Here is an 11,120-nt window from a genome sequence, read left to right on the forward strand (position 1 = left end):
CGACGCCAACGGCATCGTGCACGTGTCGGCCAAGGACAAGGGCACCGGCACCGAGAAGTCGATCGTCATCTCGGGCGGCTCGTCGCTGTCGAAGGAAGACATCGAGCGCATGGTGCGCGAGGCCGAGGAGCACGCAGCCGAAGACAAGGCGCGCCGAGAGGCGGCTGAGGTGCGCAACCAGGCCGAGACGCTCTCGTACTCGATCGACAAGCTGATCACCGAGAACGACGACAAGCTGCCCGAAGACGTGAAGACCGAGGTCAAGGCCGACGTCGACGCGCTCAAGACGGCACTGGCCGGCGAAGACGACGAGGCCGTGAAGACCGCGTTCGACAAGCTGAACCAGTCGCAGGGCAAGATCGGTGAAGCCATCTACGCACAGTCCCAGGCAGAGGGCGCGCCCAGCGCCGACGCCGCGGGCGAGGCTCCGGCCGATGACGCCTCCTCCGACGAGGACGTCATCGATGCCGAGGTCGTCGACGACGAGGACGAGAAGAAGTAATCATGACGGACAAGAACTTCGACGACAATCAGGTTCCTGAGCCCGCCGAAGGTCACAGCGAGGGGTCGGATGCTCAGGCATCCGGCCCCGCGCCGCACAACCCGGACTCTGACGAGGCCCGGGCTGCGGAAGGCCCTGACGACGCGGACTTCACGATCGATGACATCCTGAACGCCGACCAGACGGCTGAGGCCGCTGCCAGCGATGCCGCGATCGCCGACGCCGAGGACGCTCTTCTGAACGACCTCAAACGTCTGCAGGCCGAGTACGCCAACTACCGCCGCCGCACCGAAGAGCAGCGTCAGGTCGAGATCGAGCGCGCGAAGGGCGAGGCCGCCAAGGGCCTCATCCCGGTGCTCGACGATCTCGACCGCGCCGCTCAGCACGGTGACCTGGTCGAGGGCACGCCCTTCGCCGTCATCGCCGGCAAGGTGCGCACGGTGGTCGAGCGCCTCGGCGTCGTCTCGTACGGCGAGAAGGGCGAGGAATTCGACCCGCAGCGCCACGAGGCGATCTTCCAGCAGCCCACGCCGGGCGCCGACAAGACCACGGTGCTCGAGGTCGTCGAGGTGGGTTACCGCCTCGGTGATGTCGAGCTGCGTCCCGCGAAGGTCGTCGTCGCCGTACCCGCAGAGTAGGTGATCGATGGCTAGCCAGGACTGGTTCGACAAGGACTTCTACAAGACCCTCGGGGTCTCGAAAGACGTCACTGACGCCGATCTCAAGAAGACGTACCGCAAGCTCGCCCGCAAGTATCACCCCGATTCCAATCAGGGTGACGAGAAGGCAGAAGCGAAGTTCAAAGAGGTCAGCGAGGCGTACTCGGTGCTCTCCGACGCCGAACAGCGCAAGGAGTACGACGAGATCCGCGCCATGGGCTCGGGCGCCCGCTTCACCGCGGGCGGCACGGGTGCAGGCGGCTTCGAAGACGTCTTCAGCCGGTTCGGGCAGCAGGGGCGCGGGCAGCAGCAGTCCGCCGACTTCGAGGACATCTTCGCGATGTTCAACCAGGGTCAGGGCGGCTCCTTCGGCTCCGGCCGATTCGGGCAGACCTCCGGCGGATACCGTGGCTTCGGCGGCCCTCAGAAGGGCGCTGATGTCACGGCGCGCACCACGCTCGACTTCGCCACCGCCGTGCAGGGAGAGACGATCTCGCTGCAGGGAGACGACGGCAAGCCGTTCAAGGTGAAGATCCCCGCCGGCGTCGCCGACGGGCAGAAGATCAGGCTCCGCGGACGCGGCCGCCCCTCGCCCGACGGTGGGGAGAACGGCGACGTCGTGGTGCAGATCGCTGTGCGACCGCATCCGGTGTTCACCCGCGAGGGCCTGAACCTGCGGGTGGTCGTGCCGGTGACCTTCACCGAGGCGGCCCTCGGCGCGACGATCGAGGTTCCGACGCTCAGCGGAGACACGGTCAAGCTCCGTGTCGCGCCGGGCACCCCCTCGGGGCGCGTGCTGCGCGTCAAGGGGCGCGGGGTGACGACTGCGAAGGGCACCGGCGACCTGCTCGCCGAGCTGCAGATCGCGGTGCCGTCGCACCTCGACGAGGCCGCTCGAGAGGCGCTGGAGAAGTTCCAGTCGCTCGAGCCGGCAGAGAACCCGCGGGCCGACCTCATGGCCAAAGCCCGCCGATAGCGAAACCGGTGCCGAGAACGATGACGAACGCGAACACCGAGGAAGAGGTGAGGGAACATGGCTGACCAGCGCATGGATGCCGACACCCCGGTGTTCGCGATCGCCGTCGCCGCCGAGCTCTCGGGGTTGCACCCGCAGACGCTGCGGCAGTACGACCGGATCGGCCTGGTGATTCCGGGCCGGACATCCGGCGGCTCCCGCCGGTACTCGACCCGCAACATCGAGCAGCTCCGCGAGGTCGCCCAGCTGTCGTCCGAGGGCGTCAGCCTTCCGGCGATCGCCCGTCTGCTCGACCTCGAAGACGAGAACCGCATACTGCGCCGCCGCGTCGCAGAGCTCGATGCCGCCCTGCGCGCCGAGCGAGACAACCGGCCGGGTGTGCGTGTGTTCGCCGCAGGATCCGCGGGTGTCATCCCGATGCCGAGCGGTCGCCGACTGCGCAGGTCGACCGACGTCGTTCTCTGGCACCCCGGCAGCGGCCGCGGCTGAGATCGCGGACGACGGCTCGGCAGCTAGGTCGATCCGAAGAACCGGGTCGCGATGTCGGCCACCTCTTTGTCGAGCGTGTCGATCCTGCCGTTGAGTCGCCATTCGAGTGACTCGATCTGACCGCTGAGGCGGTGGTCGAGTGCTTCGATCTGACCGCTGAGGCGGTGGTCGAGGGCTTCGATCTTTCCGCTCACGCGCCATTCGAGGGCTTCGATCTTGCCGCTCAGCTTTCCGTCGAGCCCGTCGATCTTTCCGGAGAGCGTGCCGTCGAGGCGGCCGATCTCGGCCCGGATCACTCTGCTGAACTGCGTGGTCATGACCGTCACCACGCCGATCATCACCGCGCCGAACACTCCGATGAGCGTCCAGATCTGAGGGTCGTTCATCGCCATGACTCCATCCTGTGGGCGTCGAGCCAGAATGGCAGTGTGACGTCGGCGGACGGCGTGGATCATCTCCGGCTGCGCGGCCTCGGGGGGAACTCGGTCACGATCCGTGTCGGTGCAGGAGAGGTTCGGCGACGGCACTCCGCACGCGCGTCCATCCGCGCGCGGTATCGTTGCGACACGATGAGGATGACGCGTCGCACACTGCTGATCGGCGCCGGAGCCGGTGTCGTGGGAATCCTGTTGGCCTCCTGCACTCCCGAACCGGCGCCCACTCCCACGCCCGATCGTTCGCCGACCCCGCAGCCGACGGCCGGGTCGATCACGCCTGCGGCGTTCGCCCGCAGCTCGTGGGCGACGGATTCGTTCGCTCTCGGCGCGGCGAGCTTCACCCCCGTCGGCACCCAGGGGAGTGCGCGCGACGCGCTGGCGGAGCCGATCGACGGCCGACTCTTCCTCGCGGGCGAGGCGACCGACGCCGAGGCGCCGGGCACCATGGCCGCCGCCGTGCGCTCGGGTGAGCGAGCCGCCGGGCAGCTCAGGCGCGCGGCGGACGACGGAGAGCGGGTCGCCATCATCGGGGCAGGCCTCGCCGGCGCGACCGCGGCAGCGCTGCTCGTCGCCGACGGCCTGCAGGTCACGGTGTTCGAGGCGCGCGACCGCATCGGCGGGCGCATCCACTCCGTCGTCGACGAGAAGGCCTGGCCCTTCCCCGCGCAGCTGGGCGGATGGCTGATCGGAGCATCCGATGTGGCACTGCTCGACGAGCTCAACAGGCTCGACGTGCGCACGGCCACCCTCGCGGGATCTCTGTGGCGATCGACCGACGGCGACGTCGATGCCGTGAGCACCGAGCCCGTGCAGGCGGCCATCGCGGCGGCCCAGCAGGGTCTCGAGGACGCGTCTGTCGAAGACGCGCTGACGGCGGCCGGTGCTGATCCTGCCGAACCGGGGCTCGCCGCACTGCTCGCCTCGGTCGCGGCTTCCTCGGGTGCCGACCCCGCATCGCTCTCGACCTGGTTCCCGCCCTCGCTGCCGCCGGACGAGAGCACCGCACCGCTCGGCGATCTGACCCCGACCATCGAGGGACTGCTCGAGGGCGCGAAGCTGAGCCTGTCATCGCCTGTGAGCCGTGTCGCGTACGACGAGTCGGGGGTCAGCCTCGGCATCGCGTCCGGCGAATCGCTGTCGTTCGACCGCGTGCTGATCACCGTGCCTCTCGGCGTGCTGAAGAGCGAGGGGCTGCAGTTCGCACCCGCGCTGCCGTTCGGCCACCGCGGCGCGATCGCCGACCTGGGCATGGGGCAGATCGAGACGATCTGGCTGCGTTTCGACGATCCGCTGATCGCCGCTGCGCCCGAGACGGACGACGATGCGGATGCGACCGCCGACGAGACGGGGCCGGCGATCTGGCACGTCGTCGGAGGCGACGCGCTGATCCGCACCTGGTACAACCTCGCCCCGGTCACCGGCGAGAACGTCGTGGTCGGCATCGTCGGGGGAGAGGCCGCCGAGAAGTTCGCCGCGCTCGACGATCAGAAGGCGCTCGAGGCGGCGATCGACTCGCTGGGCCCGTTCCTCGCGTCATCCTCCTGAGGCGCACCCTCCTGAGCTGCACCCCCCTGAGCCGAGACTAGACCTCGGGGCGCTCGTGGCCGCGTCGGCGCATTCGGCTGACGAGCACGATCGCCGTCGCGACCAGCGCGAAGATCGCCAGCGCGATGCCGCTGGTGATCAGGAACTCGGGCGGGCCCGACACCTGCCGCGGGTCGAGGAAGTAATACGGGTACCAGCCGACCGACGGCCCGCGCCAGAGGGTGACGCCGCCCCAGGCGAGCGGGAACGAGAGCGCCGTCGGCACCACCCACCACGGCACGCCGCGGTGACCCGGGGTGAGGACCCAGGCGATCGCGGTGCACGCCGGCAGGTAGAAGTGCAGCACCTGATCCGACCAGGGCACGTCGACGCGGATGCCGCGCAGGCCCGCCTGCCACACGATGAGGGCGAAGGCCAGACCGGCGGTGATCGTCCAGGTGAGCACGAGGGCGAGGGCGACGGTGAACCAGCGAGGATCCGTCGCTCGGATGAAGGCCAGCACCGTGCCGATCAGCAGCACGACGACGAGCGCGCAGTTGGACTGCACGGTGAGGTAGGCGAAGAAGTTCTCGCCGGCGATCGTGCGCGAGCTCAGACCCCAGAAGAGCCGGTGCACGAGGGCGACGGTGCACACGGCTGCTGTCGTCAGGCGCAGCACGCCGAACACCGATCGTGCCCTCACCTTCGCCTCTGCCCCTTCCCGGCTGCGCCCGAGAGTCCCGTATATCGCGCGTCAGTCCTTCCGGCGAGTCTACGGAAGGCTGCGGGGGAGGGTCCTGACGGCACCTCGCTCAGGAGACGGAAAAGTCGCTTTCCTAGCGTGGAGGCAGGGAACGCCCCTGCTCCGCGCCTGGCGCGCGGTGTCCTGCCACGAAGGAAGACCTCCTCATGACGAACACCACCGCCCCCTCTGCCGCCACGTCGCTGGGACTCCTCGTCCTGCGTGTCGTGGTCGGCGCCGTCTTCGCCGCTCACGGAGCGCAGAAGATCTTCGAGTACACCCTGCCCGGCACCATCGGCAGCTTCGAGGGCATGGGAATCCCCCTGCCCGAGATCGCCGCCCCGGTCGTCGCATTCATCGAGCTGATCGGCGGCATCCTGCTGGTGCTCGGCCTGTTCACCCGCCCGGTCGGCATCCTGCTCGCCGTCGACATGATCGTCGCGCTGGTCGCGGTCCATCTGCCCGCAGGCCTGTGGGTGGGCGAGGGCGGCTACGAGTTCGTCGCCGTGCTCGGCGCGGCCGCACTGGCCGTGGCCTTCACCGGTGCCGGACGCTTCTCGCTCGACGGGGCGTTCCTGCGTGGCCGAGCACCCGCCTGGCTCAGCTGAACCGCGCGCCGCGGCCGTGGCGTCCTCGGGGGCTCCCCGGCCGCGGCGCCGAAGGCCCTCGAACGCGAGGTGTGTATCCTGTCAACAGTTAACAGGAGGTCACCGTGACACAGACCGTGAAGCGCGGGGAATCCCTCGGGGCGCAGGTGGCGCAGGTGCTGCGGCAGCGCATCGTCCGCGGAGAGCTCTCGCCCGGCGCGCGCATCACCGAGGAGGCGCTCGCCGAGGAGTTCTCGGTGAGTCGAGGGCCGATCCGCGATGCCCTCACCCAGCTCAGCTTCGAGAAGCTCGTCGAGGTGCAGCGCCCGCGAGGCGTGTACATCACCGGGCTCTCGCAGGATGACGTCGACCAGCTCTACAGCCTGCGCGGCGCCCTCGAGCAGCTCGCGCTGTCGCGTGCCATGAGAGTGGACGACGACGCGCGGTGGGCGGCGATGGCGGCTGCGGTCGATCGCATGGGTCAGGCGGCCGACAGGGGCGATCATGCGGCCTTCGTCGCCGCCGACCTCGAGTTCCACTCCGAGATCTACGTGCTCGCCGACCACCCGCGCCTCGAGGGCGCGTGGAGTCAGTACCTGCCGACCTTCGCGTCACTGCTCGAGGTGACCATCAACCACGACGACGACCTCCACGAGTCGTCCGACGACCACATGAAGCTCATGGCGGTGATGCGATCCGGCACCCCCGAGGAGGCGGCGGCGGTGCTCACGGCGCACCTCGACGGCGCGCGGGATCGGATGCTCAGCGAGCTGGCCGACCGGCCCGCCTGATCGCGACTCCGGTCGGATTCGCGATCAGGGCCGAAGCATCCGGATTCAGGCCCGAGGCGTGAGGTGACGTCGCAGCACCCACGTGTTGCCGGTCGCATCGCCGCTGTGCTCGAAGTCGTCGAGGACGGCCGTCGACAGGGCGAGGCCGCGGCCGCTCTCGCTGTCGACACCGGGCATCGTGACCGCATCCCAGTCGATCCTGGCCGGGTCGGCCGTGTCGACGAACGTGGCGACGAGATCGTCCGCACCCACCTCGATGTCGACCTCGACGGTGATTCCGGCATCCGGCTCGCCCGCCGTGTCGGCGTGTGTCGCGATGTTCGTCGACACTTCGCTGACCGCCAGGGCGAACAGGGTGCGATCCTCGGGGGCCACGTGCGGGGCGTTCTCCCACAGCGCGTCGAGGGCGTCGAGGACGTGCTCGACGAAGGCGGGGCCGGCGAGGCCCGCGACATGCGCCCTGCGCGAGTCAGTGGCCATCGAACGCCGTCTCGGGTGTGGGGTGGTCGAGCAGCACGCGGTCGAGGTTCGTCAGGTGCAGCACCGTCCGCACGGCCTCCGGCACGGCCGCGATGCGCAGATCGCCGCCCGCGACCCTGGCGCTCTTGAGCCCGCCCACCAGAGCGCCGAGCCCCGAGGAATCGACGAACTGCAGCTGGGTCATGTCGATGACGATCTTCGAGTCGCCCGCGGCGACGAGGTCGTTGACCGCCTTGCGCAGCAGCGGTGCACCCGTCGCCGTGAGGCGGCCGGACAGGGCGATCACGGCGAAGCCGTCCCTGACGTCAGTGCTGAGATCCATGGTTCTCCTCCTCGAGGATTCGGGCCGGTCCGCGGTAGCGAGCGGCTTGGATGATGACGCTGAGCACGACGAGGTCGTACAGCACCCACACGGTGTTGACGAGGGTGCCTGTTCCGTCGCCCGTGCCGATGATGACCCGTGTCACGCCGATCACGAGCGCCACGCTGAGCACGACGATCGCGGTCAGCTGCGGCCAGATCTGCCCCCACGGCACCCCGCGCGGATCGCGTCCGTCCTTGCGCGTCACCGCGAAGGAGAGGGGGCGGCCGAAGACCACGTTCGCGACGGCGGTCCAGCATGCGCGGATCCAGACCGGGAACAGCGCGAGCGAGTACTGCTGCCCGCGCCATGTTCTGAGTCCTCTGGCGACGACGAGGAAGAGAAGCTGGTTGACCAGGAAGTACGGCAGGAACCGCACGAAGAAGTCGACCGACCAGGCTGTGACGGGAAGCACCCCGAACACGAGATAGACGACGGGCGCCGTGAGATAGATGACGGCGGCGAAACCCGAAAGATAGCTCCACATGGTGGCGAAGTACATCAGTCGCTGCCCGATCGAGAGACCGCGCTTCACGAGCGGACTGTCGCGCAGCATGACCTGCAGCGTGCCCTGAGCCCAGCGCAGCCGCTGCGTCAGCATCGTGCGCAGGTCTTCGGGTGCCAGTCCCTGGGCGAGGATCTCGTGGTGGTAGACGCTGCGCCAGCCGAGCGAGTGCAGCTGCATCGCGGTGGCCATGTCTTCCGTCACCGAGATCGTCGCCAGAGGGAGGATCGGCTGCGCCTCGTCGCCGCGGTCGAGACGCAGGGCGTCGAGCAGGGCCGCGACGGCATCGAGCGCGGTGATGGGCGAGAGGTCGGACTCTGCGAGCGCCGTCAGGCCCGCCTCGTCGACGACGATCGCGCCGAGCTCCGCGTCCTGTGCGATGGGCAGCGCGCCCAGCTCTGCGAGGTCCGAACGGATGCCGGCGAGGTCCTTCGCGACGAGGATCACCGAGGCGTTGCGAACGGCCGCCGACACGGCATCCGCGATCTCGCGCACGGGGGCGCCGGCGGCGAGGTCGCGCCGGGCGCGGCCGATCGACAGGTGCAGGGAGTACAGCTCCCGGCGGAGTTCCGGGTCGGAGGCCGAGTGCATCTCCTTCTCGATCAGGGTCTCGGAGGTGCGCAGCGCCCGCGCTGCCGTGTCGGTGACCTCGCGCACGTAGCCGATGATCCCCAACTGCATCAGGGCATCGCGACGCAGCACGGCGTTCGAGCCGCAGAAGAAAGCGGCGTTCCAGCCGTCCTTGCCCTGCTGGATCGGCCCGTAGAAGAGGGGCGCCTGGCTGCCGAGCGGGTCGGCCTCGTCGACGTTCACGAACCACTGCGGTGTCTGCACGACGGCGACCTCGGGGTCATCGGCGAAGTACCCGAGCGTGCGGTGCAGGATCAGCGGGTCGGGGATCTGGTCGGCGTCGAGGATCAGGAGGAACTCCCCGTCGGTCTCGAACAGTGCGGCGTTCAGGTTGCCCGCCTTCGCGTGGCGGGGCTTGCCGGTCCAGTCGTCGGATCGGGTGAGGTAGCCGATGTCGGCCTCGCGGGCGGCCTGCTCGAGTTCAGGACGCGCGCCGTCGTCGAGGATCCAGGTCGTGTGGGGGTAGGCGATCCCGCGCGCTGCGCGTGCCGTCGTCATCACGAGCTCGATCGGCTCGTTGTAGGTCGCGATGAACACGTCGACCGTGCCCTGGGGCGGGGACACCGGGGCCGGGCGCTCCTTGGCCCGCCACATCGTCAGGCAGAAGAGGAAGGTGTCGATCAGGCTGTAGGTCTCTGCGATCACCAGGGGCACCGCGATCCACCACGCCGACCAGTTCACCGACTCCAGCCAGCGCCAGGCGACGTAGTTCACACCGAGCAGCACCGACAGCACCGCGATGATGCGGATCGCGGCGAAGCGGGCGGTCATGCGTCGCGCCGCACCACGACGACGGTGATGTCATCGGTCGCACGGTCGTCCGAGATGAGCCTCAGTGCCTCGTCGATCGCTCCGTCGGGTCCGAGCGTGTCGAGCACTCGGGCCACGTGGGCGAACGGGTCATCGGCGTCGAGCACGTCGAGCAGTCCGTCGCTGCAGCAGACGAAGGCATCGCCGGGCTCGAGGCGGGTGCGGCGGGACTCCCGCGCATCCTGATCGGGCAGCGCCGCGCCCATTCCGAGAGGGAGGCCGGTCGAACGAAGATGCTCCCATGAGCCGTCGCTGCGCAGGATGAAGGCCAGGCTGTGTCCGGCGTCGATGACCTCCAGATCGCCGGACTGCGGCTGCAGCTCGGCGTGGACCGCCGTGACGAACATCGTCGTCTCGGAGAGATCCTCTTCGAGAATCCGGTCGGCATCGGCGATCGCCTCGGCGATGCTGCGTTCGGGGGCCGTACGCAGAGATGCACGCACCCCGGCCGCGACGATGGCGGGGCCGGTGCCCTTGCCCATCGCGTCAGCGAGGGTGATGCGCAGCGCCTCGCCGTGCAGGCGCAGATCGTAGAAGTCTCCCGCCAGGCGCCCGCGCGAGGCACCGCCGCCCGCGATCGTGTACCCGGTGACGGTGGGGAGCGAGTGCGGTCGCAGTGCGCTCTGGATCAGGGTGGCCTGATCGAGCTCGACGTCTGCCGCGATCTCGCTCTGCACCCAGAAGGCGAGGTCGCGGAGCAGCGCGCGCTCCGCCTCGGAGAACGAGTGCGGCTCGGTGTCGAGCACGCACAGCGTGCCGACGGGTTCGCCGCCCGGCGCGTGGAGCGGATGCCCGGCGTAGAACCGGAGATGCGGGTCGCCGACCACGAACGGGTTCGCGGCGAACCTCTCGGTCTCGCTGGCGTCTTCGATCACCACCGTGCGGTCCTCGCCGACCGTGTAGTCGCAGAAGGAATCCTGACGGGGCGCCTCCTGGCCGCCGAGCCCGATCTCGGACTTGCGCCACTGGCGGTCGCCGTCGAGCAGCGAGACGCTCACCATCGGCACGCCGAACATCTGCTTCGCAAGCCGTGCCACTCGATCCACTCGTTCATCCCGTGGGGTGTCCAGGATCCCGAGTTCCTCCAGCGCCTGCTGCCTCCTGAGCTCGTCGAACATGCTCCGCCTCCCTCGTCGCTCCCCTCATAGTCCCATCTGGAAGGGTGAAGTGGACAGCCGGAGGGCACGGTGAGTCTCGTACCAGTGTTGACTGTTAACAGTCAACACTGGTACGGTCATGAGGTCGACAACAAGGTCGGCCCACGTAGAGGAGCAAAGATGCCCCGCAAGCGCATCACCCGTGCCGCCGCCGCACTCGCGGCCGTCGCCGCCACCGCTCTCGTCCTGTCGGCCTGCACGAAGGTCGAAGAGGGTGAAGATGCGGAATCCGCGTTTCCCGAGAACGACATCCGCCTGATCATCCAGGCGAACCCGGGCGGTGGATCCGACCTGTCGTCGCGTGCGCTCGCCACCGAGCTCGAGGGCATCCTCGGCGTCAGCGTCATCCCCGAGAACATGCCGGGAGCCGCAGGTGCCCTGGCGATGGAGTACGTCGGTGCGCAGGACCCCGACGGCTACGTCATCGGCTTCGCGCCGGTCGAGATCGCGATGCTCAACACCACGCAGAG

The 11,120-nt window shown here is 69.1% G+C and carries 13 protein-coding genes and 1 pseudogene; 8 read left to right on the plus strand and 6 right to left on the minus strand.

Annotation, left to right across the window (positions count from 1 at the left end; all coding sequences use genetic code 11):
* The 4 genes from J7E68_RS19790 to J7E68_RS10510 all read left to right on the plus strand — a co-directional run.
* The coding region (locus tag J7E68_RS19790) for an Hsp70 family protein (RefSeq protein WP_251048877.1) at window positions 1-502 on the plus strand (502 nt) is incomplete at its 5' end.
* A gap of 2 nt (window positions 503-504) precedes the next feature.
* Window positions 505-1,140, plus strand: a complete 636-nt coding sequence (locus tag J7E68_RS10500) for a nucleotide exchange factor GrpE (RefSeq protein ID WP_215172352.1) — start codon at window positions 505-507, stop codon at window positions 1,138-1,140.
* A 7-nt stretch (window positions 1,141-1,147) separates the two neighbouring features.
* Window positions 1,148-2,137: a DnaJ C-terminal domain-containing protein gene (locus J7E68_RS10505; protein WP_215172355.1), complete on the plus strand. Its 990-nt coding sequence runs from the start codon at window positions 1,148-1,150 to the stop codon at window positions 2,135-2,137.
* A gap of 57 nt (window positions 2,138-2,194) precedes the next feature.
* Window positions 2,195-2,626 carry a heat shock protein transcriptional repressor HspR gene (locus J7E68_RS10510; protein WP_215172357.1) on the plus strand — a complete coding sequence of 144 codons (432 nt, stop codon included), beginning with the start codon at window positions 2,195-2,197 and terminating at the stop codon, window positions 2,624-2,626.
* A 23-nt stretch (window positions 2,627-2,649) separates the two neighbouring features.
* Here J7E68_RS10510 and J7E68_RS10515 read toward each other — a convergent pair whose 3' ends face one another.
* Window positions 2,650-3,018 (minus strand): apolipoprotein A1/A4/E family protein, encoded by a 369-nt coding sequence (locus J7E68_RS10515; protein ID WP_215172360.1) that lies wholly within the window; start codon window positions 3,016-3,018, stop codon window positions 2,650-2,652.
* 183 nt (window positions 3,019-3,201) lie between these two features.
* Here J7E68_RS10515 and J7E68_RS10520 point away from each other — a divergent pair, with 183 nt between their 5' ends.
* A complete protein-coding gene (locus J7E68_RS10520; RefSeq protein ID WP_251048878.1) occupies window positions 3,202-4,608 on the plus strand; it encodes an FAD-dependent oxidoreductase in 1,407 nt (468 codons plus the stop codon).
* Between the two features lie 37 nt (window positions 4,609-4,645).
* Here the strand turns inward: J7E68_RS10520 and J7E68_RS10525 are convergent, their stop codons facing one another.
* Window positions 4,646-5,290 (minus strand): Pr6Pr family membrane protein, encoded by a 645-nt coding sequence (locus J7E68_RS10525; protein WP_311416813.1) that lies wholly within the window; start codon window positions 5,288-5,290, stop codon window positions 4,646-4,648.
* Between the two features lie 206 nt (window positions 5,291-5,496).
* Here J7E68_RS10525 and J7E68_RS10530 point away from each other — a divergent pair, with 206 nt between their 5' ends.
* Together J7E68_RS10530 and J7E68_RS20310 are read left to right on the plus strand one after the other, a co-directional pair.
* The gene (locus tag J7E68_RS10530) at window positions 5,497-5,937 is read left to right on the plus strand and encodes a DoxX family protein (protein ID WP_215172364.1); all 441 of its coding nucleotides are present in this window, start codon (window positions 5,497-5,499) and stop codon (window positions 5,935-5,937) included.
* A gap of 104 nt (window positions 5,938-6,041) precedes the next feature.
* The gene (locus J7E68_RS20310) at window positions 6,042-6,707 is read left to right on the plus strand and encodes a GntR family transcriptional regulator (protein ID WP_215172366.1); all 666 of its coding nucleotides are present in this window, start codon (window positions 6,042-6,044) and stop codon (window positions 6,705-6,707) included.
* Window positions 6,708-6,752: 45 nt separating this feature from the next.
* On the opposite strand, the gene J7E68_RS10540 is transcribed toward J7E68_RS20310, so the two are convergent.
* From J7E68_RS10540 to J7E68_RS10555, 4 genes are read right to left on the minus strand one after another with little or no spacing between them, the layout of a single operon-like run.
* On the minus strand, window positions 6,753-7,187 hold the full coding sequence (locus tag J7E68_RS10540) for an ATP-binding protein (protein WP_215172368.1): 435 nt from the start codon (window positions 7,185-7,187) through the stop codon (window positions 6,753-6,755).
* The gene (locus tag J7E68_RS10545; protein WP_215172370.1) at window positions 7,177-7,509 is read right to left on the minus strand and encodes an STAS domain-containing protein; all 333 of its coding nucleotides are present in this window, start codon (window positions 7,507-7,509) and stop codon (window positions 7,177-7,179) included. The genes J7E68_RS10540 and J7E68_RS10545 overlap by 11 nt, the downstream gene beginning before the upstream one ends.
* Complete coding sequence (locus tag J7E68_RS10550; protein WP_215172372.1) at window positions 7,493-9,454, minus strand: glycosyltransferase family 2 protein; 1,962 nt, start codon at window positions 9,452-9,454, stop codon at window positions 7,493-7,495. The genes J7E68_RS10545 and J7E68_RS10550 overlap by 17 nt, the downstream gene beginning before the upstream one ends.
* Window positions 9,451-10,611 (minus strand): GAF domain-containing SpoIIE family protein phosphatase, encoded by a 1,161-nt coding sequence (locus J7E68_RS10555; RefSeq protein WP_215172374.1) that lies wholly within the window; start codon window positions 10,609-10,611, stop codon window positions 9,451-9,453. The genes J7E68_RS10550 and J7E68_RS10555 overlap by 4 nt, the downstream gene beginning before the upstream one ends.
* A 159-nt stretch (window positions 10,612-10,770) precedes the next feature.
* Between J7E68_RS10555 and J7E68_RS10560 the strand changes: the two are divergent.
* A pseudogene (locus J7E68_RS10560) lies at window positions 10,771-11,120 on the plus strand (tripartite tricarboxylate transporter substrate-binding protein); the annotation flags it as partial.

The organism is Microbacterium sp. ISL-103 (assembly GCF_018613995.1).
Lineage (GTDB): Bacteria > Actinomycetota > Actinomycetes > Actinomycetales > Microbacteriaceae > Microbacterium.